The sequence below is a fragment of the Novosphingobium taihuense genome, assembly GCF_007830315.1.
Lineage (GTDB): Bacteria > Pseudomonadota > Alphaproteobacteria > Sphingomonadales > Sphingomonadaceae > Novosphingobium > Novosphingobium taihuense.
On the sequence record NZ_VLKJ01000004.1, the window covers coordinates 174,438 to 198,498 of the forward strand.

At 64.2% G+C, this 24,061-nt stretch carries 22 protein-coding genes and 1 tRNA gene; 14 read left to right on the top strand and 9 right to left on the bottom strand.

Annotated features, from left to right (window positions below):
• Positions 1–5 precede the first annotated feature (5 nt).
• The 4 genes from tsaD to IQ25_RS10200 are packed head-to-tail and all read left to right on the top strand — an operon-like array spanning position 6 to position 4,097.
• Positions 6–1,058: a tRNA (adenosine(37)-N6)-threonylcarbamoyltransferase complex transferase subunit TsaD gene (gene tsaD, locus IQ25_RS10185; protein WP_144905395.1), complete on the top strand. Its 1,053-nt coding sequence runs from the start codon at positions 6–8 to the stop codon at positions 1,056–1,058.
• A complete protein-coding gene (locus tag IQ25_RS10190) occupies positions 1,055–2,050 on the top strand; it encodes an NAD(P)H-dependent glycerol-3-phosphate dehydrogenase (RefSeq protein ID WP_144905397.1) in 996 nt (331 codons plus the stop codon). The genes tsaD and IQ25_RS10190 overlap by 4 nt, the downstream gene beginning before the upstream one ends.
• On the top strand, positions 2,043–3,539 hold the full coding sequence (locus IQ25_RS10195) for a lipopolysaccharide biosynthesis protein (RefSeq protein WP_144905399.1): 1,497 nt from the start codon (positions 2,043–2,045) through the stop codon (positions 3,537–3,539). The genes IQ25_RS10190 and IQ25_RS10195 overlap by 8 nt, the downstream gene beginning before the upstream one ends.
• Before the next feature lie 12 nt (positions 3,540–3,551).
• Positions 3,552–4,097 (top strand): hypothetical protein, encoded by a 546-nt coding sequence (locus IQ25_RS10200; protein WP_144905808.1) that lies wholly within the window; start codon positions 3,552–3,554, stop codon positions 4,095–4,097.
• Between the two features lie 3 nt (positions 4,098–4,100).
• Here the strand turns inward: IQ25_RS10200 and IQ25_RS10205 are convergent, their stop codons facing one another.
• The 4 genes from IQ25_RS10205 to uvrB form a co-directional block, all read right to left on the bottom strand.
• Positions 4,101–4,667: a hypothetical protein gene (locus IQ25_RS10205; RefSeq protein WP_144905401.1), complete on the bottom strand. Its 567-nt coding sequence runs from the start codon at positions 4,665–4,667 to the stop codon at positions 4,101–4,103.
• Between the two features lie 7 nt (positions 4,668–4,674).
• A complete protein-coding gene (locus tag IQ25_RS10210) occupies positions 4,675–4,992 on the bottom strand; it encodes a HigA family addiction module antitoxin (protein ID WP_144905403.1) in 318 nt (105 codons plus the stop codon).
• Positions 4,967–5,248, bottom strand: a complete 282-nt coding sequence (locus tag IQ25_RS10215; RefSeq protein WP_144905405.1) for a type II toxin-antitoxin system RelE/ParE family toxin — start codon at positions 5,246–5,248, stop codon at positions 4,967–4,969. The genes IQ25_RS10210 and IQ25_RS10215 overlap by 26 nt, the downstream gene beginning before the upstream one ends.
• A gap of 131 nt (positions 5,249–5,379) precedes the next feature.
• The gene (uvrB, locus tag IQ25_RS10220; protein WP_144905407.1) at positions 5,380–7,569 is read right to left on the bottom strand and encodes an excinuclease ABC subunit UvrB; all 2,190 of its coding nucleotides are present in this window, start codon (positions 7,567–7,569) and stop codon (positions 5,380–5,382) included.
• A 120-nt stretch (positions 7,570–7,689) separates the two neighbouring features.
• Here uvrB and IQ25_RS10225 point away from each other — a divergent pair, with 120 nt between their 5' ends.
• Both IQ25_RS10225 and IQ25_RS10230 read left to right on the top strand, forming a co-directional pair.
• Positions 7,690–8,232 (top strand): DUF3617 domain-containing protein, encoded by a 543-nt coding sequence (locus tag IQ25_RS10225; protein ID WP_158637725.1) that lies wholly within the window; start codon positions 7,690–7,692, stop codon positions 8,230–8,232.
• 158 nt (positions 8,233–8,390) lie between these two features.
• Positions 8,391–9,185: an esterase/lipase family protein gene (locus IQ25_RS10230; protein WP_144905810.1), complete on the top strand. Its 795-nt coding sequence runs from the start codon at positions 8,391–8,393 to the stop codon at positions 9,183–9,185.
• Here IQ25_RS10230 and IQ25_RS10235 read toward each other — a convergent pair.
• Complete coding sequence (locus IQ25_RS10235) at positions 9,182–11,236, bottom strand: molybdopterin oxidoreductase family protein (protein WP_144905411.1); 2,055 nt, start codon at positions 11,234–11,236, stop codon at positions 9,182–9,184. The two genes, IQ25_RS10230 and IQ25_RS10235, sit on opposite strands and share 4 nt — an antisense overlap.
• A gap of 179 nt (positions 11,237–11,415) precedes the next feature.
• Here IQ25_RS10235 and IQ25_RS10240 point away from each other — a divergent pair, with 179 nt between their 5' ends.
• The 5 genes from IQ25_RS10240 (at position 11,416) to IQ25_RS10260 (ending at position 16,380) form a co-directional block, all read left to right on the top strand.
• On the top strand, positions 11,416–12,849 hold the full coding sequence (locus IQ25_RS10240) for a circularly permuted type 2 ATP-grasp protein (protein ID WP_144905413.1): 1,434 nt from the start codon (positions 11,416–11,418) through the stop codon (positions 12,847–12,849).
• Positions 12,849–13,796, top strand: a complete 948-nt coding sequence (locus tag IQ25_RS10245; RefSeq protein ID WP_144905415.1) for an alpha-E domain-containing protein — start codon at positions 12,849–12,851, stop codon at positions 13,794–13,796. The genes IQ25_RS10240 and IQ25_RS10245 overlap by 1 nt, the downstream gene beginning before the upstream one ends.
• A gap of 21 nt (positions 13,797–13,817) precedes the next feature.
• On the top strand, positions 13,818–14,630 hold the full coding sequence (locus IQ25_RS10250) for a transglutaminase family protein (RefSeq protein WP_144905417.1): 813 nt from the start codon (positions 13,818–13,820) through the stop codon (positions 14,628–14,630).
• A 95-nt stretch (positions 14,631–14,725) separates the two neighbouring features.
• Positions 14,726–15,490, top strand: coding sequence for a proteasome-type protease (locus IQ25_RS10255; protein WP_144905419.1), 765 nt, complete (start codon positions 14,726–14,728; stop codon positions 15,488–15,490).
• Between the two features lie 269 nt (positions 15,491–15,759).
• Positions 15,760–16,380 (top strand): response regulator transcription factor, encoded by a 621-nt coding sequence (locus IQ25_RS10260; RefSeq protein ID WP_144905421.1) that lies wholly within the window; start codon positions 15,760–15,762, stop codon positions 16,378–16,380.
• 10 nt (positions 16,381–16,390) lie between these two features.
• Here the strand turns inward: IQ25_RS10260 and IQ25_RS10265 are convergent, their stop codons facing one another.
• The 4 genes from IQ25_RS10265 to IQ25_RS10280 all read right to left on the bottom strand — a co-directional run bounded on the left by IQ25_RS10265 (position 16,391) and on the right by IQ25_RS10280 (position 19,841).
• On the bottom strand, positions 16,391–17,065 hold the full coding sequence (locus tag IQ25_RS10265; protein ID WP_144905422.1) for an extensin family protein: 675 nt from the start codon (positions 17,063–17,065) through the stop codon (positions 16,391–16,393).
• Positions 17,066–17,179: 114 nt separating this feature from the next.
• Positions 17,180–17,255, bottom strand: a tRNA-Val gene (locus IQ25_RS10270).
• Positions 17,256–17,351: 96 nt separating this feature from the next.
• On the bottom strand, positions 17,352–19,343 hold the full coding sequence (locus IQ25_RS10275) for a TonB-dependent receptor family protein (RefSeq protein WP_144905424.1): 1,992 nt from the start codon (positions 19,341–19,343) through the stop codon (positions 17,352–17,354).
• A gap of 90 nt (positions 19,344–19,433) precedes the next feature.
• Positions 19,434–19,841 (bottom strand): hypothetical protein, encoded by a 408-nt coding sequence (locus IQ25_RS10280; protein WP_144905426.1) that lies wholly within the window; start codon positions 19,839–19,841, stop codon positions 19,434–19,436.
• A gap of 170 nt (positions 19,842–20,011) precedes the next feature.
• Between IQ25_RS10280 and IQ25_RS10285 the strand changes: the two genes are divergently transcribed.
• From IQ25_RS10285 to IQ25_RS10295, 3 genes are read left to right on the top strand one after another with little or no spacing between them, the layout of a single operon-like run.
• Positions 20,012–21,940, top strand: coding sequence for a potassium transporter Kup (locus IQ25_RS10285; RefSeq protein WP_144905428.1), 1,929 nt, complete (start codon positions 20,012–20,014; stop codon positions 21,938–21,940).
• Positions 21,930–23,381 (top strand): ATP-binding protein, encoded by a 1,452-nt coding sequence (locus IQ25_RS10290; protein WP_246415482.1) that lies wholly within the window; start codon positions 21,930–21,932, stop codon positions 23,379–23,381. Before IQ25_RS10285 ends, IQ25_RS10290 begins: the two co-directional genes overlap by 11 nt.
• Positions 23,378–24,052, top strand: coding sequence for a response regulator transcription factor (locus IQ25_RS10295; protein ID WP_144905430.1), 675 nt, complete (start codon positions 23,378–23,380; stop codon positions 24,050–24,052). Before IQ25_RS10290 ends, IQ25_RS10295 begins: the two co-directional genes overlap by 4 nt.
• Positions 24,053–24,061 lie beyond the last annotated feature (9 nt).

Here is a 24,061-nt window from a genome sequence, read left to right on the forward strand (position 1 = left end):
GCCAGATGGCCCTGATCCTTGGCATAGAATCCAGCTGCGATGAAACCGCTGCCGCGGTGATCGACGGCAATGGCGCGACTCTGGCGACGCGGATCGTCGCGCAACGCATTGCCTCGCAAGACGAGGCGCACCGGCCCTATGGCGGCGTAGTGCCGGAAATTGCGGCGCGCGCGCATGTCGAAGTGCTGGGGCCGATGGTCGAGGCGGTGCTGGCCGATGCCGGGCTGGCGCTGGGTGATGTCGATGCGATTGCGGCAACGGCGGGGCCGGGACTTATCGGCGGGGTGATGGTCGGGCTTGTTACCGCCAAGGCGCTGGCGATGGCGGCGGACAAGCCGCTGGTGGCAGTGAACCACCTCGAAGGTCACGCGCTGTCGCCACGGCTGGCTGATCCGTCGCTGTGCTATCCCTATCTGCTGCTGCTTGTTTCGGGCGGGCATTGCCAGATTCTCGAAGTGGCTGGCGTCGGCCAGTATCGCCGCCTTGCGACGACCATCGACGATGCGCTGGGGGAAGCCTTCGACAAGACCGCCAAGATCCTCGGGCTCGGCTATCCGGGCGGACCGGCGGTGGAACGGCTGGCGCGTGAAGGAAATCCGAAAGCTGTGCCCCTGCCGCGCCCGCTGGTGGGTAGCGGGGAACCGCATTTCTCGTTCGCAGGGCTTAAGAGCGCAGTGATGCGGGCGAAGGATGCGGGCGTCCATGCCGACGCCGATATCGCTGCCTCGTTCCAGCAGGCTGCGCTCGATTGCGTGGTGGATCGGACGCGGATTGCCTTGAGCGTCGCCGCACCGGGGATGACCGCGCTTGTCGTTGCGGGCGGCGTTGCTGCCAACGCGGCGTTGCGCGGCGCACTCGTAGCGCTGGCTGCAGACCATGGCCTGCCACTGGTCGCTCCGCCGCCGAAACTGTGCACAGACAACGCTGCGATGATCGGCTGGGCTGGCGTGGAGCGCTTCGCTCTGGGATATACCGACCCGCTCGATGTGGCGGCGCGGCCGCGCTGGCCGTTGGATGAAAATGCCGCGCCGGTGCGCGGTGCAGGGGTGAAGGCATGACCGCTGGGGTAGGTGTCGTTGGCGCAGGGGCTTGGGGCACTGCGCTTGCCCAGATGCTGGCGAGCGACGGGCGCGAAGTCCTGTTGTGGGCGCGCGAGGCTGAACTGGTCGACGAGATCAACTCTGCCCGCACCAACAGCCTGTTCCTGCCATCGGCGCGTCTTGCCCCGTCGATCCGCGCGACGACAGAGCTTGCCGAGATGGCCGCGTTGCCGGTGCTGCTGATGGTCACGCCCGCACAGTTTCTGGCGAACGTGCTTGCCGGGATCAGGCGCGAGGGCGGAGACGTCGTGCTGTGCTCGAAGGGTATCGAGGCAGGCACCGGGCGGCTGATGGCCGATGTGGCGAGCGCTGCCGCGCCGGGGGCGGAGATCGCCGTGCTTTCCGGCCCGACTTTCGCGCATGAAGTGGCCGCGGGATTGCCCACGGCGGTGACGCTGGCCTGTGCAGGCGGCGAGACGCAGTGGCAGCGGTTGTCGCCTGCCATCGCGCGCCCGACGTTCCGGCCCTACTATTCGGACGACGTGACCGGTGCCGAGATCGGCGGGGCGGTGAAGAACGTGCTCGCCATTGCCTGCGGTGTGGTCGAAGGACTGGGGCTTGGCCAGAACGCCCGCGCCGCCCTGATCAGCCGTGGTTTTGCCGAAATGCAGCGCTTCGGGCTTGCCTTGGGCGCGCGGGCGGAAACCCTGTCCGGGCTTTCGGGGTTGGGAGACCTCGTGCTGACCTGTTCGTCCACCTCCAGCCGCAATTTCTCGCTGGGTAAGGCGCTAGGCGAAGGGATGCGCGCGTCTGATGCGTTGGGTGCAAAGAATTCGGTGGCCGAAGGCGCTTTCACCGCGCCGGTTCTGGCGGAGATCGCGCAAAACAGGGGTATATCGATGCCGATTGTCGAGGCCGTGGTGACCCTGCTTGAAGGCGGCGCTCCGGCGCGCGAAGTCGTGGCCGGGCTGCTGTCACGTCCGTTGAAGGCGGAAGCCGTCCTTGTCTGACGGGCATCAGCCTCCGCAGCAGGACATCGCTGCCCTTGCCAAGGGCGGGCGGACCAATTTCCTCGGCTTCCTGCTGCGGCTCTTGGCACGCATCCCGTTCCTGTTCATCGCCAGCCGCCTTTACGGCGCGCCTGCGATGGGGCGCTTTGCCTCGGCGCTGGTCATGGTCGAGTTCGCCGGGATGTTGGCGACGTTGGGACAGAAGCGTGGGCTTGCGCAGCGGCTGGCCGAGAACGACGCGCCGCCCGCCAATGTGGTGGGCGATGCGGTGCTGCTCGCCATGTCGCTGGCGCTGGGTATGGGCGCGCTGATCTGGCTCTTTCCGGAATCGATGTACCCGAGCGGCAATTTCACCTTGGCCGATACACTGCTGGTGCTGGCAATTCCGGGCATTGCACTTGGCGATCTGGCGCTTGCGGCGCTCGCCTATCGCTTCGATGTGGCAACCACCGTGCGGGCGCGTTCGGTGGTCGAGCCGTGGACGATCTCAATCGCCGCAGGCGCGTTCTACTTCATCTGGCCGAGTTCGGGCCTCAGCCTTGCTTACCTGGCCTCGGTATGGGCGGCGACAGGCGTTGCCGTCTTCGTGTTGCTGCGCACTTACGGCTTGCCGCATGCGTGGAAGCCTAGGCCGGGTCCGCTCTGGCAGATCGCCCGGCGCAACATCCCGCTGGCAGGCGCCGATGCGGTGGAGTGGGGCACGCGCAAGCTCGACGTGTTCATCCTGCGCTTCTTCGTGGGCGAGGCGCCGGTCGGAATCTACTACTTCGCGCAGCAGATCGCGTCATTGCCGCAGAAGCTCAAGACCAGTTTCGAGCCGGTGCTGGGCCCGGTGATCACCCGCAGCGTCAAGGACAAGGACTACGCCGCGATTGCCAAGCAGGTCTGCCAGGTCGGCTTCTGGATCGGCGCGGCGCAGATCGGCATCGCGCTGGCACTGGGCATTCCCGGCGAGGGACTGATGGGCCTTGGTGGTCCGGCTTTCGTGGCAGGCACGGCGGCGTTGGTGTTCCTGTTGGTGGCCGAAGTCGTGGCATCCAAGGCCGTGGTTAGCGAGGCGGCGCTGGTCTACCTCGCCCGCATGCGCAACCTGTGGATCAGCCTTGCGACGATCGCTCTGCAGGCCGTTCTGACGTTGGCGCTGATCCTCGTTGCCAAGCGGATGGACATGGGGCCGATGTACGTTGCAGCGGCAGCGGCGCTGGCCTTGGCCATAGCTCTGGGACTGTCCTCGGCAGTCAAATCGCGGGTGCTGACGCGTATTCTCGGCCATTCGATCCGCAACTGGCGCTGGGGCCTTGCCTGGGCGATTGTCCCTGCCGTTGCAGTCGGGGTCGCAGTGACCTGGCTGCCGGAGTGGGCAGAGCTGGCGATTGGAATTCCGGCGATCCTGGGTATTTATTGCTACATGTTGTGGGTTCGCGCGTTCGGGCCCGAGGATCGGGTGCTGTTCCGCAAGCAGCAACCGGGAACTGAGGTTTTCGCATAAGGGGTCATGCAGATGCTGGAAATGTTCGAAGCCAATCAGATCCTGCTGGCTGGCATCGTTCTGCTTGTTGCTTTCGTGGTGTGGTGGGTGTGGTGGGTGCGGGGCCGCACCAAGCCTGCGCCCAAGAAGCGCGAATATACCGACGTTCTCTCCGAAGGCGCGGAGAAGGCTGCGCGTAACAGCGCACTGATCGACGCGCCAAGCGCCGCCGCGCTGGTGACGCCGCCACCGGGCGTGGGCACGATGGCGGGCATCGGCGAAGTCGTCGCGGCTGCTGCGGCCGAGGAAGTGCTTGAGGCGGCACCTGCGCCTGCCGCTGCGGCCGACGATCTTGGCCGGATCAAGGGCGTGGGGCCGAAGCTGAAAGCCTTGCTCACATCGCTTGGCGTGACCAGCTACGCCCAGATCGCCGCATGGACCGACGAGGATATCGCCAGGATCGACGCGCAGCTGGGCACCTTTGCGGGCCGGGCCAAGCGCGACAACTGGGTGGAGCAGGCCAAGCTTCTCGCCAACGGCGACACTGCGGCCTACGAAGCGAGGTTCGGGAAGGTCTGAAGGCTACTCGGCGGTTGCAGCCGGAGCCACCGGCTCGGACGCAGCCGTTGGTGCTGAACGGCGGCAGCGCGCCACCAGATCGCGCACCGCACCACCGCCCGAAACCTTGATCATCCCCGCGCCCGGCAGCGTGCCGGTGTAGGAGCCGCCGAGCACCTTGGTGCGACTGTCATCGGCAGACATCGTGCCCTGCCAGACATAGCCGCGCTGCCCCGGCACGGAGGTCGCATCCACCGGCAGGCGCATGATCCCGTCGCTCCCCACCAGCGCAAACAGGGCCTGTGCGCCCACCGGCGCTGCGGCATGGCGGGTGACGGTGAGCACGCCTTCGCGGCAGGTGACGGACACCATCGGTCCCTCGCCCGGATAGCCATAGCGTGCCGAAAGCCCGTCGGCCCCGGCTGCCCAAGAGGCCTGTGACGTGCCGTCCTGCACCCCGGGCAGCGCCTCGCCTTCAGGCATGGCCAGCCGCACGGCATTGTCCGGAGCCCCTTCGCGCGTGGGCATGGCCGGGGATTTGGAACACGCGGCGAGGGTGAGGGCGGCGGTTGCCACCAGAAGCTTCTTCACGACTGTCTCAGGCAGCGCGAGGGACGATGTTGTCAAGATCGGACTGGAGCACCCGTTTGGCCTTACGCAGTTCGTACTGGTCCTGAAGTCGCAGGAAGAAGCCTTCGGACATCCGGAAATAGCGGGCGAGCCGCAGATCGAGTTCGCCGTCGATGCGCGCTGCACCGGAAAGCATCGCTTCGAGACGGCTCGCATCGATGCCGATGGCCGCGCCCAAGACTTGCGTATCGAGCCCGAGCGGTTCCATGAACTCAGACGCCAGCAATTCCCCGGCGTGCGGATTGTGCAGCCATTCCTCGTCAGTGGTAATCGGTGATTTCGACATCGTGGGCATTTCCGTCTTTCCAGACGAAGCATATGCGCCATTGCTTGTTAATGGAAATGGAATGTTGTCCTGCGCGGTCGTCCTTCAGATCGTGAAGGCGGTTGCCGGGCGGGTTCCTCAGATCGTCCAACTCGGCTGCCGCATCGAGCATGGCCAGCTTTGCGAGGGCGCGGCTCTGGATCTCGGCAGGCAGTTTGCGGCTGCGCTGGCCGGACCAGAGGACCTCTGTTTCCTTGTTGGCGAAGCTGACGATCATGGCTGCGGTTCCTTGGTGCAGCCTTCTAAAAATACATAATATGACTCAGGGTCAACTGCAAAAGACGGAGTCTTTTAAACGGCATTCCCATGCCGCCCTATGACTTCTCGACCGGCAAAATATTCGTGATTTTACTTCCCCCACTTCGTCTTTTGGCTCTTCCCGTACCGCGTCTTCCTCGTGCCCGGCTTGCCCTCGTTGCTCCGCCCGACGATCGGCGCTTTCCGATCCCCTTCCGGCAGCCCCAATTCGGTCGCCTCCAGCTTCCTGATCTCGTCGCGCAACCGTCCGGCTTCCTCGAATTCCAGATCCGCCGCTGCCGCGCGCATCTTCTTTTCGAGGTCTTCGATGTAGGCGCGCAGGTTGTGGCCGACGAGGTTGTTGGCGCCGTCCGCGTCGATGTCGACCAGCACGCCGTCGCGGCTCGCCGTGTCCGCCACGATATCGTGGATGTTGCGCTTGATCGTCTGCGGGGTGATGCCGTGGAGGGCGTTGTATTCCTCCTGCTTGGCGCGGCGACGGTCGGTCTCCGCGATGGCGCGTTCCATCGATCCGGTCATGCGGTCGGCATAGAGGATCACGCGGCCATCCACGTTGCGCGCGGCGCGGCCGATGGTCTGGATCAGCGAGGTTTCGCTGCGCAGGAAGCCTTCCTTGTCCGCGTCCAGAATGCACACCAGCCCGCATTCGGGAATGTCGAGGCCCTCGCGCAGCAGGTTGATCCCAACCAGCACGTCATAGACGCCCAGTCGCAAGTCGCGGATCAGTTCGATGCGCTCCAGCGTCTCGACGTCCGAGTGCATGTAGCGCACGCGAAGGCCCGCTTCGTGCATGAACTCGGTGAGGTCTTCGGCCATGCGTTTGGTCAGCGTCGTCACGAGCGTGCGGTAGCCTTGCTGGGCAGTCAGCTTGCACTCGTTGATGCAGTCCTGCACCTGATCCTCGACCGGGCGGATCAGCACCGGCGGGTCGATCAGTCCGGTCGGGCGAATGACCTGCTCGGCAAAGACACCGCCTGCCTGCTCCATTTCCCAAGAGGCGGGCGTGGCGGAGACCGCGATGGTCTGCGGCCGCATCGCGTCCCATTCGTTGAAGCGCAGCGGGCGGTTGTCGATACAGCTCGGCAGGCGGAAGCCGTATTCGGCCAGCGTCATCTTGCGGCGGTGGTCCCCGCGCGCCATCGCGCCGATCTGCGGCACGGTCTGGTGGCTTTCGTCAAGGAATAGCAGGCAGTTGTCGGGCAGGTACTCGAACAGCGTCGGCGGCGGTTCGCCCGGAAGACGACCCGTCAGGAAGCGGCTGTAATTCTCGATCCCCGCGCACGATCCGGTGGCGGCGATCATTTCCAGATCGAAGTTGGTACGCTGCTCCAGCCGCTGGGCCTCCAGCAGCTTGCCTTCCTCGACCAGCTCCTTGAGCCGCTCGGTCAGCTCGAAGCGGATCGCCTGCGCCGCCTGCTGCATCGTCGGCCCAGGCGTCACGTAGTGCGAGTTGGCATAGACACGCACGTTGTTCAGTTTCGCGCCGCTCTTGCCGGTCAGCGGGTCGAACTCGACGATCTCCTCCACCTCGTCGCCGAAGAAGCTTATCCGCCAGGCGGTATCGTCATAATGCGAGGGGAAGATTTCGAGATTGTCTCCGCGCACCCGGAAGTTGCCGCGCCCGAAGCCTGCGTCGTTGCGCTTGTACTGCAGCGCCACCAGCTTGCGGATAATCTCGCCGCTGTCCACGCTCTGCCCGACCTTGAGGTCGAAGATCATTGCCGAATAGGTCTCGACCGAGCCGATGCCGTAGATGCACGAGACTGAGGCGACGATGATCACGTCGTCGCGTTCGAGCAACGACCGCGTGGCCGAATGTCGCATCCGGTCGATCGCCTCGTTGGTCGAGCTCTCCTTCTCGATGTAGGTGTCAGACCGGGGGACGTAGGCCTCAGGCTGGTAATAGTCGTAGTACGAGACGAAGTACTCCACCGCGTTCTCGGGAAAGAAGCTCTTCATCTCGCCATAGAGCTGCGCGGCAAGGATCTTGTTGGGCGCAAGGATCAGGGCAGGGCGCTGGAGTTCCTCGATCACCTTGGCCATGGTGAAGGTCTTGCCCGAACCGGTTACGCCGAGCAGCACCTGCGTCTGGTCGCCATCGCGGGCCGCCGCCACCAGATCGGCAATCGCAGTTGGCTGGTCGCCCGCAGGCTGATATTCGGAGACGACCTTGAACGGCCTGCCGCCCTCGATCTTGTCGGGGCGGGCGGGGCGGTGGGGCACGAACGTGCCGGAAGTGTCGGGCTCTTCGAGTCCCCTGCGGATAACGAGTTCGGCCATGGCGGGGATATGGGGAACAAACCGCGTCCGCGCAACCGGGCGAGAGCGGTGATATGGCGCACTGGCGCTTTTGGTCCGGGGTGTTAGCCTCTTGCGCAGGAACGAGAGAGGATGACGCCCATGCGCGCTGCAACTGCCCTGATACCGCTGCTGCTGCTTGCAGGCTGTGGTGACGACGCGACAGTCGAGAAGAAGAACGCGAGCACCGCCGAGGTCGCCAAGTCGGTGGCCGATGCCGGCATGAAGCTAAATCCCGGTCGCTGGGAATTGACCATGCAGTTCAAGAAGTTCGACGTTGAAGGCATGCCGCCCGAAGCCAAGGCTGCGATGCAGGAAATGCTCGGCCAGACCAAGACATTCGCCTCATGCCTGACCAAGGAGGAGGCGGAGAAGCCGGACGGCAAGTTCTTCGGCCAGCAGGGTGAGGACTGCAAGTACGACTCTTTCACCATGGGCAATGGCAAGATCGATGCGACCATGACTTGCAAGGGTACTGGCGACGACGCAGGCAATTCGGCCAAGATGACGCTGGCGGGCACCTACAGCCCGGACACCTACGATATGACCATGGACATGGTCGGCACTGCCCCCAACGGCAAGAACATGGTCATGCAGATGGGCCTGAGTTCAAAGCACAAGGGCGAGTGCAAGGGGGATGAGTAGGGGTAACCGGCTTGCCTGAGGGGTGCTCTGCTCACCCACCTCCCGTCATCCCGGGCCTGATGGCGCATTCAAAGTCACTTTTTTTGACGCGAATTTGAAACAATCGCCAAATGCTGGCGTTCATCGGCGGTTAGGCCGATAGGGCGCAGGCAATGGCGATGATCTTGAATCAACCGGAACAGGCAAGCGGATTCGCGCAGGCAACTGCGCGGCTGGCGCAGCTGCGCGAGGAGATCGCGCGGCGCGGGGCGCTGGCGTTTCAGCCGCGTCCTGCTGACGTGCGCGGGCCGAAGTGGCAGGCGCTGCTGGGCGAATTGCGCACGCCGGTCGAGCATTGGCAGGCCTCGCGCCAGATGCAGGTTTCAGACGAGCCCGCTTCCTCATCCCGGGCCGTGATGCTTCTCCCCGGCTTCGGCACGCACCCTGTGCGGATGAAGCCTTTGCGGCTCGCGCTCGAGGCGGCAGGCCATCGGGTCAGCGACTGGGGTCTGGGATTCAACTTCGGGCCGACAGAAGATCGCTTCGAACGCCTGTGCGAACGTGTCGTGACCATGGCACGAAGGGAAGGTGAGTCACTGGTGCTCGTCGGCTGGAGCCTCGGCGGAATCTTCGCGCGCGAGGTGGCCAAGGCCCATCCTGAAGCCGTGCGGCTGGTCGTCACCATGGGCACGCCCTTCTCCGGAGACCGCCGCGCCAACAACGCCTGGCGTGCCTACCAGCTTATCGCCGGGCACTCGGTCGATGAACCGCCGATCGGGCAGGACATGTCAGCCAAGCCGCCGGTGCCGACCGTAGCGCTCTGGAGCGCGCGCGACGGCATCGTCTCCCCCCGCTCCTCCTGCGGCCGCAAGGGCGAGCGAGACTTAGCAATTCCAATGCGTTGCACGCATCTGGGCTTCGCCGCACATCCCGACGTGGCGGCGATGTTGAAGCGGTTGGTTGCGGGGTACTAAGCCACCTCCACCTCCACTGCGATCCCGCTCAGCGCCGCGTTGCCCGATAGCGGGTCGACTTCGTTCAGGGTTATGTCGTTGACGCTGACGCCGGGTTTGCCCAGCGCGTTGGCCATGGCGACGCCGGGGAGGGCGTGGCCCCAGCCGTGGGGGATGGAGACGGTGCCGGGCATCATGTCGTCCGTCACCTCGGCGGAAAGGCTTATTTCTCCGGCACTTGAGCGGACCTTGACGGTGGCGCCATCAGCGATGCCGCGCTGTTCTGCGTCGGTCGGATTGATCATCACCGTGCAGCGGTCGGGGCCCTTGATGAGGCGGCGACTGTTGGCGAGCCACGAGTTGTTGGTGCGCAGATGGCGCCTTCCGATCAGTCTCAGGCCCTCGGAAACCTCGCTGTTGGGGACTTCCAACTCTTCGAGGCAAACCATGAACTCTGGTATGGCACAGGGCACACTCTTCGAGGCAGAGCGCAGGCGGGCGGGCAACTGGCCGACAGGCGGCGGACCCAGATCGATGCCCGAGGGCACGGCTTCGACCTCTTGGAGTGTGAGGCCGTAGGGACCGGCTTGGAGAAGTCCGTCAAGCGCCTCGCGCGGGGTGGGGGCCTGCACCGGTTCTCCACTGATCGCATGGGCGAGCCCGCGCAAGATCTCCCAGTCATGGAGCGAACCTTCGGCCTGCGGCAGCGTCGGCGGCGAATAGACCGCGATGGTGCGTGCGGCCATGGGCAGGAGGAAGAGGCCGTAGTGATCGCGTTCCAGCGGGCCTGCAGGCGGCAGGATGTAGTGCGCGTGGGCGCTGGTGGCGTTGCGGTAGATGTCGATCGAGACCATCAGGTCCAGCGATTCCAAGGCCTTGGCCAGGCGTGCGCCGTTGGGGGTGGACAGGACAGGATTGCCGGCGACGACGAACAGCGCCTTGATCTGGCCCTGGCCCGGTGTCTCGATTTCCTCTGCCATGGCGGCGGCAGGAAATTCGCCGAGGACAGAGCGGTGGCCCGATACGCGTGAGCTGTACTTGCCGATCGAGCCGGGAGGAAGGGCGTTTACGGTATCGACCGCAGGCAGGCCGAAGACCCAGCCGCCTTCGCGGTCCAGCTGGCCGGATGCGATGTTTATCAAGGAGATAAGCCAGGCATTCAGCGTACCATTGGCCTGGGTTGCTGTTCCCATCCGTCCATAGAGAGCGGCAGGTCCTGCGGCGAAGCGGTCGGCCAGGCGCTCGATCTCTGCGAGGGGAACGGCGCTTGCCTGCGCGCAGGCTTCGCTATCGAAGCGCTCAAGCAGGGCGGCGACTTCATCAAGGCCGGTGACGAAGTCCTGCACCGGGCGGTGCGGCTTGCGCGCCATGACCGCTTTCAGCAACGCAACGAGGAAGAAGACGTCGCTTGCCGGGCGGATGAACAGGTGGCGGTCGGCGATCTTGGCGGTTTCGGTGCGGCGCGGGTCGATGACGACGAGTTCGCCGCCGCGCGCGCGCAGGTCCTTCATGCGGTTGCGGAAATCAGGGACGGTCCAGAGCGATCCGTTCGATGCCATCGGATTGCCGCCGAGGATGACGAGCGTCTGCGTGCGATCCGCATCGGGAATCGGGAACATGCTGGCGTGGCCCCAGAGCCGCAGGTTTGCGACATGGTTCGGCATCTGGTCGACGGTGCTGGCGGAAAACTTGGTCCGGGTGCGCAGCGCCTTCTCGAGGAAGCCTGCGTTGAGCGCGTTGCCATAAGAGTGCGCGTTGGGGTTGCCGATGTAGACGGCCGAACTGTCAGGATCGCGCGCGAGGATGGCGCGGACCTTCTCTCCGATCTCGGCAAAGGCCTGTTCGAAGCTGATTTCCTGCCAGTCCGATCCAACGCGCTTCAAGGGTTTGCGCAAGCGGTCCGGGTCTTCCTGCAAGTCCTGAAGCGCGGTGCCTTTGGGGCAAATATGCCCGCGTGACAAAGGGTTATCCGCATCGCCCTTGATCGAGAGAATCCGGGTTCCCTCGACTTCGACCAGCACGCCGCAGTTGGCTTCGCAGATATGGCAGGTGCGCTTGCGAACTTGTGGCATCGCGGTTCTCCGGAAATTTAGTTGAGCGATTAATTCTCATCCCGGACGCAATCAGGCAAGGAAAATTGCTTGCCTGATTGTGGCAGTCAAAGCGGTGCAACTTTATTTCGCAGTGCAGCATTGGCGCGCTTGGCAAAGGCGATTCGTTGTGCAAGCTTGGGTGCAGACGGGATGTGCCTATGAAAACAACATCGCCCTCGTCCTACGACGAGATGCTCAACGCCGATGGCTCGGTGCGGCCTGCTTACGCGGGATACTGCCAGTGGTACGACCAGCAGCCGCCGGACCTGCTGCGGCGCAAGGGCAGCGAAGCCGAAGCCTTTTTCCGCCGCACCGGCATCACTTTCAATGTCTATGGCAACGAGGACGCCGAAGAGCGGCTCATTCCCTTCGACATGGTGCCGCGGATCATCACCGCGCAGCAATGGCGCAAGCTTTCCCGTGGTATCGAGCAGCGGGTTCGGGCGCTAAATGCGTTTCTTCACGATCTCTATCACCGGCAGGAAATCGTCCGGTCGGGCCGTCTTCCGGCGCGGCTGCTAAAGAACAACGTGGCGTTCCTGCCCGAGATGGTCGGTTTCACGCCGCCGGGCGGGGTCTATACGCATATCGTCGGCATCGACCTTGTCCGCACGGGCGAGGACGATTTCATGGTGCTGGAGGACAATGCCCGCACGCCGTCCGGTGTCTCCTACATGCTGGAGAACCGCGAGACGATGATGGCAATGTTCCCGGAACTGTTCACCAGGGTTCGGGTACGCGAGGTTTCGGACTATCCGCGCCGTCTTGCCCGCAGCCTTGCCGCCTGTGCGCCGCCGGCCTGCGATGGCAAGAAGCCGGTCGTCGCGGTACTGACGCCGGGGATCTACAATTCGGCCTATTTCGAGCATGCGTTCCTTGCCGACCAGATGGGCGCGGAACTGGTCGAGGGCAGCGACCTGCGTGTGGAGAACGGGCGCATCGCGATGCGCACCACGCGCGGCTACCAGCCGATCGACGTGCTTTATCGCCGGGTGGATGACGAATATCTCGACCCGTTGACGTTCAATCCCAACAGCGTGCTGGGCGTATCGGGGATCATGGACGTCTATCGCGCGGGCGGGATCACTATCGCCAACGCGCCGGGCACGGGCATATGCGACGACAAGGCGATCTATTCGTTCATGCCCGAGATCGTCGAGTTCTATACTGGCGAGAAGCCGATCCTGCAGAACGTGCCGACGTGGCGCTGTGCCGAGCCGGATTCGCTTAAGTACGTGCTCGACAATCTGGCCGAGCTGGTGGTCAAGGAAGTGCACGGGTCGGGCGGCTACGGCATGCTGATCGGGCCGACCTCTTCGCGCAAGGAACTGGCCGCGTTCGAGGCCAAGCTGCGGGCGAAGCCCGAAAACTACATCGCGCAGCCCACGCTCTCGCTCTCGACCGTGCCGATCCTGACCAAGGCAGGACTTGCGCCGCGCCACGTGGACTTGCGTCCGTTCGTGCTGGTGAGCCCCAACGGGATCGACATCACGCCCGGCGGATTGACTCGCGTGGCGCTGAAGAAGGGGTCGCTGGTGGTCAACTCGTCGCAGGGCGGCGGGACCAAGGACAGCTGGGTACTGGACGACTGATGTTAGGCAGATCCGCAAACGGCATATTCTGGCTGTTCCGCTACCTCGAGCGTGCGGAGAACATCTCGCGCCTGATCGAGGCGGGGTTCCGCATGGCGCTGACCCGCGATGCCTCGGACGCTTCGGACGAGTGGCGCTCGCTGATCGTCACGCTCGGGCTGAGGCCGGGGTTCGAGGCGCGGCACGGGACGGAATACACCGGCCCGCACGTGTTCAACTACATCCTGCGCGACAAGGACAATCCCGGCAGCGTCATGGCGATGACCGAGATGGCACGGACCAATGCGCGCATGGTGCGCGGCGGCATCACCCGCGAGGTGTGGGAATCGGTCAACGACGGCTGGATGAAGCTGAAGGAGGCGCTGGCACGTCCGGTTACGGAAACGCGGCTGGGCGATGTGCTCGACCTTGTCCGTCGCCAGTCGACGCAAGTGCGCGGGGCCATGGAAGGCACCATGCTGCGCAACGAGATCTACAACTTCGCGCGGCTGGGCAGCTTCATCGAGCGGGCCGACAACACCGCCCGCATTCTGGACGTGAAGTACTACGTGCTGCTGCCGTCGATTTCCTACGTGGGATCGAGCCTCGACAACGTGCAGTGGGAGAACGTGCTGCGTTCCGTGGCGGGGGAGCGTGCCTATCGCTGGCTCAATGCCGGCCGGATGGACCCACGTGGCATTGCCGAGTTCCTGATCCTCGACGGGCGTTTCCCGCGCAGCCTGGCGTTCTGCTATTCCAAGCTGCGGTCGAACCTTGCCAGTCTCGCTCGCGAGTATGGAGGGGAGATGCACTCTCACGAGATCCTGCGCGATGCCGATTGCCGGTTCCATCAGGCGACGATCGAAGCGATCTTCGAGCAGGGCCTGCATGAATTCATCGGCGGCTTCATCCGCTCCAACACGGCGCTGGCACTGCAGATCCAGCGCGACTACCGTTTCATCGACTAGGCCCCGAGGACAACACAGCCCATGCGCCTGAGCGTCGATCATACTACGCATTACGTCTTTTCCGGGCCGGTCAGCCGGGGGATGCAGCGGTTGCGGCTGATGCCGAAGACTTCGGCAGGGCAGCGCGTTCTCGAATGGAACATGCATTTCGAAGGTGCGCAGCTGCAGGTGGAATACGACGACGCCAACTGCAACCACGTCACGCTCATCTCGTTCGATCCGGGGGTGACCGAGGTGACCATCCGTTGCGAGGGGGTGGTCGATACCAGCGACGAATGCGGCGTGATGGGGCGCCATTCGGGCTTCATGCCGTTGTGGCAGTTCGTCGAACAGACCGACCTGACGCGTGCAGGGGCGCGGACGCGAGGCCTGCTCGCAGCCCTGCCGGACGAGCCGAACACGCTGGCGACACTTCATGGCCTGTCGTCGTTAATCCGCGGTCGGGTGGAGTATGCGGCTGGCCATACCGACTCCGACACCACAGCCGAAGGCGTGCTGCTGGCAGGTCGCGGGGTGTGTCAGGATCATGCTCACGTATTCATCGGCGCTGCGCGAGCGCTGGGTATCCCGGCGCGCTACGTCAGCGGCTACCTGATGATGGATGACCGCATCGATCAGGACGCAGGGCATGCCTGGGCCGAGGCCTTTGTCGAGGGACTGGGCTGGGTTGGCTTTGATATCTCCAACGGAATCAGCCCGGACGCCCGTTATGTGCGGGTGGCGACCGGTCGCGATTATCGCGATGCTGCGCCGGTGACGGGAATAAGGTATGGTGCACGAGACGAATCGATGCACGTGAAGCTTGCCGTGCAGCAACAGCGTGTGGAACAATAAGCCCGCGCGCGAGGCCTGACCGGGTGGATTCGGTCTACGCCTCGGCCAGAGCGCCGGATTGCATCGTGGCGACGGGGAAAAATCGGGGCAGGATAATGACGTATTGCGTGGGAATGGTGCTCGACAAGGGGCTTGTCATGATGAGCGACACGCGCACCAATTCCGGCGTCGACAATATCTCGGTTTTCCGCAAGATGTTCCACTGGTCGGTTCCTGGTGAACGTCAGATCACGATCATGACCGCCGGCAACCTTGCCACGACGCAGGCCGTGATCTCGCAGCTTGAGGAACGGAACAAGGCGCCGAGCGACCGCAGACCATCTGTCCTTGAAGCGCCGACCATGTTCCAGGTGGCGACTCTTGTCGGCAACCTGCTGCGCAACGTAATCGAAGGGCGGCAGGAAGGCGGAATGAAGTCCGAAGGGCCGCGCTTTACCGCATCGATCATCGTGGCGGGCCAGATCAAGGACATGGAACCGCGCCTGTTCATGATCTATCCCGAAGGCAACTTTATCGAGGCGAGCTTCGATACGCCGTTCTTCCAGATCGGCGAGACCAAGTACGGCCGTCCGATCCTGCTGCGCGGCTATGACCGGACGATGAGCTTCGAGGACGCGGTGAAGCTGATGATGGTCTCGTTCGATTCCACGGTGGCGGCGAACCTGTCGGTGGGTCTGCCGTTTGACCTGATGGTGATGGAGCGGGACAGGTTCGAGCCGTTGCATCAGCGCCGCATCCTTGCCAGCGATCCCTACTTCAAGTCGATCTCGTCAAGCTGGAGTGAAGCCTTGCGGCAGGCTTTCCATTCGTTGCCGGATTACACGTTCGACAATCCGGCGGAGCAGGCCGGGGGCAACTGAACTCGGCCAAGGATTGTCCTGCGACTCAGCAGGCAGGTAAGGTGATGGTTAATCACGCCTTTCCAAAAAATACCACCACATGAAAGAAAACCCTTGTTCGCGGCGCTGCCGGGGCGAGGGTTTTGGTAAACCGGGATATAATTGATCCGTTCCCGAAGCGATCTCCCTTAGGGAGAACCTGTATAAGTGGTCATTTGCGGGCTGGTTTCGGTTCAATACGAAGCTAACCCCTGTGGCCAATTCTTGCAGGAGGGTGATTAATTACCCGCATGGTTGATCGTGTCACACTCCACATTCTCGATAGCGATTCCGCCCGCCGTGCGCAGCTCGCACGATTGGCCTTCGCTGCTGGCCACCACGCGGAAATCTACGCGTCCGCCGGGGAGCTTCTTGCGCACGCGCCTTCGGGCGGTCTTGTGCTGGCGCAAGACGAACCGGTGGGCGAAGGGATACGCAAGCTGATCGCGGCAATGATGCACGCCGGGCACTGGCTGCCGGTTGTCGCCATAGCCGAAGCGCCTCAGACTGCGGCGGTGGTCTCGGCAATCAAGGCTGGCGCTCTCGACTATCTTGCGCAGCCGACGCAAATCGCTCCTCTGAATGAAGCAGTGGCCCGGGCCACCCGTGAAGCCGACACATTCCGAGCTCAGCGCGCCCGCGCCGCCGAGGCGCGGCAGCGGATTTCGCGTCTGTCGCTGCGTGAACGCGAAGTGCTCGACAGGCTGGCCGAAGGCTGCAGCAACAAGGCTATCGCCCGCGAACTCGACATCAGCCCGCGGACAGTGGAAATCCATCGCATGAAAATGATGGGCAAGCTCGGTGCGCGCCACGCCGCCGAGGCGGTACGCCTGCGGATCGAGGCCACGGGGCTGGATGACGTGGCGGCCTGAAGCCGCCGGTTCAGCGACAGAAGGACTTGAGACCGCCGGGTTCGAGATGAAGATGATCGCGGTGCGCGGCGTTGTAGTCCGGTGTGAGGACTGTGCCGAAGCGCTTGCAGGCGCTGTCGCGGATCGTGCGCAGGAAAGCGCGGGTCTGCGGTGAAGAAGAATTCCAGTCGTTCGCCACGATGATGCGGCGCCCGTCGGCTAGGCGGAACCCGGCGATGTCGATCGCGTTGGCGGTGGCGTGGGCGGAGAGGCGCGAGGTGCCCGCCACGTTGCGGCACGAATAGCTACCCATCGTTTCGATCCGGGCCAGCGGGCTTCCGAGAATCTGCCGCGCGGCACGATCCACCCCGAATCGGGCCCAGCCTTGCAATGCCGTGGCCGCAGGGCACGAGACAGGGCCGAGGTTCGAAATGTCGAGCCGCCCGTCATCCCCCTGCAGCCAGCCAAGTTTGACCGTGCCCAAGGTGGCGCAGCCTGCGCCGTAATACTGGTCAGCCAGCGGGGTGAAGCTTGCGCGAGTCGTGCCCAGGCTGGCAAGGCAGGCGCGTGTCTGGGGAGACTGGCTGAGCGAAGAGCCGGTGCTGCTGCGCGAAGGCTTGCGCGTAGGCTGTTCGGGCGATCCGATGCATCCGGCGAGCAGTGCCGCCAGCGAGGCTACAAGGATGGCATGCGACGCTCTGGCCATGAGGCGAGATTCGCACGGCTGGCGTATTGAGGCAACAAGCGCCAACCGCAATCCGACGACGCTCTGCTACGGCATGGCGCGGGATGGCCAGAGGGTTGGGGGCGAGGCAAGCAATGGTGGGCGCTGACGGGCTCGAACCGCCGACCCTCTCGGTGTAAACGAGATGCTCTACCAACTGAGCTAAGCGCCCCTCTTGCGAGGTGGGGCGCTATTGCTAGGTTTTTCGGGGTTGGTCAAGGGTAGAGCCAGGGGGCGGGCGGGAGATATTCCCGCCCGCCCAGTCGGCTCAGAATCTTGCACGCACCCCGGCATAGGCCGCGCGGCGCTCAGTCGGGTAGTAGATCGCGTTCGATGTGCTTGCGCCGATCACGGCGGCGATGTCGCCGACTGCTTTCTTGCCGGTGAGGTTGCGCAGGTCAGCGAAGATCTCGATCCCCGATGCGACCGTGGCACCTGCGCTGAGCGAGAGCAGGGCATAGCCGGGTGCACGGGTGGTGTTGCGGTAATCGGCAAATGCGCCTTGCGGCACCCATTCGAGGCTGGGAGCAATGTGCAAAGCGTCACGACCGATCCGCACTTCGCTGCGCAGGACGTGCCGCGGGACAACGGGTAGGTGATTGTTGGCGAACTGCACATCGTCCTGGAAGCGGAAGTCCGAATATTGCCAGATCTGGCGCAGGCGCAGCCAGTCGACCGGCTCCCATGCCAGGCCCGCCTCGATGCCCTGATGAAGGGTTTTGCTTGCATTGAAGGTGGCAGCGGGAATGCCGACGTTGGCATCGGGCGTGTATTGCAGCATCTCGCCTCTCAGGTCGGCCCGGTATGCCGAGATGTCCCAGTGCAGGCTGCCTATGCGGCCCCTCGTGCCGACTTCCGCTGTCCAAGCGCGCTGCGGGCGAACGGGAACGAACGCTGCCTGTTGGGCAAGCTCCACGAAGGTCGGGAATTCGGCCGAGCGGCTGTAGTTGGCATAGACCTGTACGTCAGGTGCGGGCCGCCAAAGCGCGCCGAAGCGGGGCGAGAAGGCATCGAACGATGCGCGCCCGGTGACAGTGGATGGCACTTCGCGGACCTGTTCGCGCCAGCCATCGGCATAGATGCCGCCAACGATCAGGCTGAAGCTTTCGGCCGGCGATATCCGCATTTCGCCGTAAAGGTTCGAGGTGCGGGCCTTCTGCAAGGCGCGGAAGGTTAGTGCGCCCCGCTTGCCATTGAGGTTCATGAACTGGCGCGCGCGGGTGGTGCCCCAGCGGGATTCTCCGCCCACGGTCAGCGATACGATGCCTGCGTCAAACTCTGCGCGCGCGAACAGACCGCGATCCTCGGACTTCTGGTCGATCACCATGAAGATCGGGTGGTCGAGTTGCTTGGCGTTGAAGAAACCGCCGAACTCAAGCTTGCCGCCGCCGATGTCGAGCGTGGTACGGTTCTGCAGGCGCAGGGAATCGATGTTGCGCGCCTGATCGCCGACAATGTTGCCCTTGCGCGGATCGTTGAGCGCATCGGTGAGGCTCAGCGCGCCGGGGAGTTTCTGGTGGATGGTGTTGGCGCTGGCGTAGAAGCGCGTGGAGATGCCTTCACCAAGCTTCAGGCCGACATTGCCGTTGAAGCGGAGCGAGCGGCGCGTCGCATGGATGCGGTCGCCATCGTGGCGGTCGGCGCTGATCGCGGCCCAGGCATTGGCGCGTTCGTCTCCAGAGCCGGCGGAAATGAGACCGCGCGCGAAATCGAACGAGCCGCCATCAAACCGCGCATAGACGCCGCGCGCCTCATCGCCACGAGGAGTCACGCCATTGATCGCGCCACCCAAGGTGCCCGAGCCGAAACGCAGGGCATTGGCGCCGCGATAGACTTCGAGGTGATCTAGGAAGATCGGCTCGAGTTCCTGGAAATCTCCGTTGTCGTCGGCCAGGTTGATGGGCACGCCGTCCTGCAGCAGCGTCAGCCCGCGCATGTGAAAGCTGCGCGAGAGGCCTGAACCGCGCACAGAAATGCGCACTTCCTGTCCAAAGCGCGGCTGGGTGTAGACGCCGGGCGAGAAGGCGAGTGCGTCGCGCAGCGAGACGACGGTGCGGTCCGCGTAATCCTGATAGGTGACGACATCGGCGCCGCCGGGGGTTGCGGCAACCTGCGCTTCGGCGACATCCGCCTGCGCGTTTCCAGTGACGATGATGACGGGGTTGGCGGCTTCGGCTTCGGCTGCGTTTTCGGCATGGGCGGGACCGGCGAAGGAAAGGGCCATGGCGAGTGAGGCCGTTGCTACAACTTGGGATTTCATGGGAATGTCTTTCTGACAATCGCCGCCGACCGCTTGAGGCAGCGGCGATGCTGGATCGTTTGCGCCAGAGCGTTGCTCCGGCGCGGAGTGTCAGGCAGGCAATCCGTAGGGTGGGCCGCAGGGCGGCGGCAGCAAGCGGCGGCGCTCGCGCGGCGCAATCGTGACGCGGGCAAGGATGCCAAGCGCAAGGATGAAGACGAGGGCAATCGCGAGCTGCACCGGATCGGTCGCGGCAAGCGCGGCGAAGCCCAGCGTCGAAAAGGCGCAGCTTTCGTGCGCCTTGGCTAAGGCGGGGACCTTGGTGCCCGACTGCGGTATCGTGATCTCGACGGACGAGCGTGCGCCGGTGCTGTCGGCGCAGACCAGCACCGTCAGCGATCGCGCCGAGCCTTCGACCATGAACCCCGCCGGGACGAGAGCCTTCATACCCAATGCCAGCGCGACCAGCAGGATTGCCAGCCGGTAATGCAGCGTCAGCGATGTGCGAAGGCCGCCCATGGCTGCGCCCTTAGGACGCGTTTTCCGCGAAGTCATCCCGCTTCACGTGATCTTCATCAGGCGGGCTCTGCGTTGATCTTTACGCGAACTTTATGCGCCATGCCCGGCATTCGCATGGCGCCTTTATGCGGCTTTGCGCGATGGGGCAGGCTCCAGAGCAAGGACCGACCATGACTGAGGCACAGCCGCCACATCCACAGCAAGCCCATCAGACTTCACGCCATTCGCTGGCCATCCTCACGCTGGGCGCGATTGGCGTCGTCTATGGGGACATAGGCACGAGCCCGCTCTATGCGTTCCGCGAGGCGCTGGCGCAGACAAGTGCCGACGGGATCTCGCGACCCGAGATTCTCGGCGTGCTGTCGCTGGCATTGTGGGCACTGATCGTGGTTGTGACGCTCAAGTACGTCGCTTTCCTCATGCGCATGGACAATAACGGCGAGGGCGGCGTGCTTTCGCTCATGGCGCTGGCCGAGCGGGCAACGAACCGAAAATGGCCGATCGTGCTGTTGCTCGGTGCGACCGGTGCGGCGCTGTTTTATGGCGATGCGATCATCACGCCTGCGCTTTCTGTGCTTTCGGCAGTGGAGGGGCTGCGTACGATACCGGGTATGGAATCCATGAGCGGGCCGATGATCCTTGGCGTGACGCTTGGCATTCTGGCCGGACTGTTTGCGGTGCAGGCGCGCGGCACGGCGGGTATTGCCGCCTTTTTCGGCCCGGTCTGCCTTGTCTGGTTTGCTGCGCTCGCTGCGCTGGGCTTGTGGCACATCGCCGATGCACCTGCGATCCTCGAGGCGTTCAACCCGCTCTACGCGGTGCGCTTTTTGCTAGAGAACGGGGTGTCTGGGCTATTTGTGCTCGGCGCGGTGTTCCTGACTGTGACCGGCGCAGAGGCGTTGATTGCCGACATGGGCCATTTCGGCGCGAGCCCGATCCGCATCGGCTGGCTGGGACTCGTCTGGCCAGCCCTGACGCTCAATTATCTGGGCCAAGGCGCGATGGCTCTGAAGGCGCTGGCCGCTGCGGAAGCTTCCGGCCAGGCGCTTGCCAATGCCGACTGGTTCTTCCTGATGGCGCCCGATGCGCTGCGCGCGCCGCTGGTCGTGCTGGCAACGCTGGCAACGATCATTGCCAGCCAGGCGGTGATTACCGGCGCCTACTCGCTGACCCACCAGGCTATCGCGCTGGGCCTTCTGCCGCGCCTTGCCATTCGGCAGACGTCCGAGAGGCAGATGGGGCAGATCTACATTCCTGCAGTCAACTGGCTGTTGCTGGCGGGCGTGGTGGTGCTTGTCCTTGGCTTTGGCAGCAGTTCGGCAATGGCAGCAGCCTATGGCATCGCGGTGACCGGCACGATGGTGGTGACGACCTGCCTCGCCTTCATCATCGCTTGGCGGCATTGGCACTGGGAGCCGGTGTGGGCAGCCCTGCTGATCGCGCCGTTCCTTGCACTCGACGTGTTCTTCTTCGGGGCCAACATCCTGCGCGTGACCGAGGGCGGCTGGGTGCCTCTGGTGACGGCTGCGGCGATCGGGCTGGTGATTTTCACCTGGTTGCGTGGCAGGAAGGCGGCGCTGGAGCGTCAGCAGGAACAGGGCGTGCTGCTTGACGAGATGGCCGTGGCGCTTGCCGCGCGTCCCCCTGTGCTGATCGAGGGAACGGCGGTGTTCCTGACCCAGGATCTTGCGAACGCTCCGGCCGCGTTGCTGCACAACCTCAAGCACAACAAGGTGCTGCATCGCTGCTCGATCGTGCTCAAGGTCCAGACCAAGGATCGGCCCTGGGTCGATCCCGCTGACAGGTTGTCATTGGAGCGGCTCGACGCAAACTTCGTGCGGGCGCGCTTGAGCTACGGCTATATGGATCGGATCGACGTGCCGAGCGATCTTGCCCGCAGCGAAGGCCTGCTGGCGCGACCGGGCGGGACCTCGTTCTTCGTCGGGCGCAGTGCAATCCGCTTTGCCTCAAGGCCGAGCTTGCCGCGTTGGATGACGGTGATCTACATGTTCCTCCACCGCAATGCGTCCGACCCGACCGCCTATTTCGCAATTCCACCGAACAGGGTGGTCGAACTGGGCAGCCAGATTGAGCTATAGACGCGCCGTGCCACGCTATCTTTCCTCCGCCCTAGAGGCTTTGCTGGCGGTGGCCGTCGTGTCCGCGCTGACGTCCGCGCTCTTGCCTACGGTGGGTTTGGAGTCTGCATCGCTGCTGTTCCTGCTGCCGGTGCTGATCGCAGCGACGCGCGGAGGAACCGTGCCGGCAATGATCGCGGCGCTGGCGGGGGCCGCCGCCTATAACTACTTCCTGCTGGAGCCGCGCTTCACGTTCCGGGTCCATCGGCTCGACAATCTGGTCAGCGTGTTCGTGCTATGCGCGGTGGCGGTCGTGACAGGGCGGCTGGCGACCCGGTTGCTGGCGCGCGAGGCCGAGGCGAACGAGCGGGCGGACGCCAGTGCCGAAGCGGCGACGCTGGCAGGGCTGCTGTCGATCGAGCCTGCAACAGAAGCGATCGACCGCGCCCTGAGCTATCTTTCCGCGAGGTACGGGCAGGTTGTGCTGGTGGACGAGGCCGGGTCTTCTGCGGGTGAGGGCGGCTTCTCTTCGCTCGATCAATCGGCGGCAGCATGGGCCCTGCACAATGGCGATGTTACTGGGCACGGCACTTTGACGATGGCCGCGGCCGACTGGACGTTCTTCCCGCTGGTACGGCGCAACCGGCCGGGTGATGCCGTGCTTGCGCTGGCGAGGCCTGCGACCGGCCTGACCCGGACGCGCGGCAGCATCGAAGGGGTTGCCGCGCTATGCCTTCTGATCGGGCAATCGCGCGACCGCGAGAACCTGTTGCGCGAGCGGCGCGAACGCGAACTTGCCGAAGCGCGCGACCGGCTGCGCAGCACGTTCCTTGCGTCGCTGGCGCACGATTTTCGCACGCCGCTCACCGTGATCGCCGGCCGGCTGGAGCAACTGGAGCGCGAACGGCCAGATGCCCGCGATGCGCTGATCGCGGCACGCAGGCTGGATGGCATGATGGCCAACCTGCTGGCGGCAGCACGGATCGAGGGCGGATCGCTGAGCGTGTCGCGTGAGAGCCTTGATCTCGTCGACGTGATCGGCGGGGTATGCGACCATCTCGTTCTACCAGAAGAGGTCAGGATCATCCGCGAAGTGGCAGCGGACTTGCCGTTCGTGCAGGGAGATCCGGTGCTTCTGCATCACGTGCTGGCAAATCTCGTCGACAATGCCCTGCGCCATGCGCGCTCAAAGGTGACCGTCGCGGCGCGTGACGAAGGCGGGCGCGTGGTCATTTCGGTGGAGGATGACGGCACGGGAGTGGCCGAGGCAGAGCGTGCGTTGATCTTCGAACGGTTCCGGCGGATCGAAGGTTCGGACCGGACAGACGGCAGCGGTCTGGGCCTTGCCATCGTCAAGGACTTTGCCGATGCGATGGGCATGGACGTGGAGGTCGGACAAGGTTCCAGCGGTGGCGCGCGGTTCGAGGTTTCGGCACCGTGCGTGAAGGTTGGGCAAGCATGAGCCGTATTATGTGCATCGATGACGAACCGGCGATCCTGCGTCTGCTGGAGGTGGTGTTGCGCAGGGGTGGGCATGAGGTTTTGCCTGCAGTTAATGCCAGAGCCGCGCTTGCTGCTCTGGCGCAGGGGCCGATTGACGCGGTGCTGCTCGATCTTGGGCTACCGGATAGGGATGGGCTGGAATTGCTCGGGCTGATCCGGGCAAGATGCGACGCGCCGGTTGTGGTGGTTTCTGCGCGTGGCGAAGTGCAGGAGAAAGTCACCGCACTCGATCTTGGGGCGAGCGATTACGTCACCAAGCCGTTTGACGGGGACGAACTGCTGGCGCGTTTGCGGGTGGCGCTGCGTGGTTCGGGACGGTCGATTACCAAGGCCGAGGTCTTGGAACACGGCCCGCTCAGCATGGACATTCCCCGTCATGAGACCAGGATTTCAGGCAAGCTTGTGGCGCTGACGCCCAAGGAGTTTGCCGTGCTTCAGGCACTGGTGGAGGCCGACGGGCGTGTAGTGACTCATGGCGCCTTGCTTGAAAGCGTATGGGGCAAGGCGCATCGTGACGATGTTGAATACTTGCGCGTGGTGATCCGCGCCTTGCGGCTCAAGATCGAAGAGGATCCCGCCCGCCCTCAGTTTATCCGCAACGAGCCGGGGATCGGCTACAGGTTGAGCTGATCCCCGGAG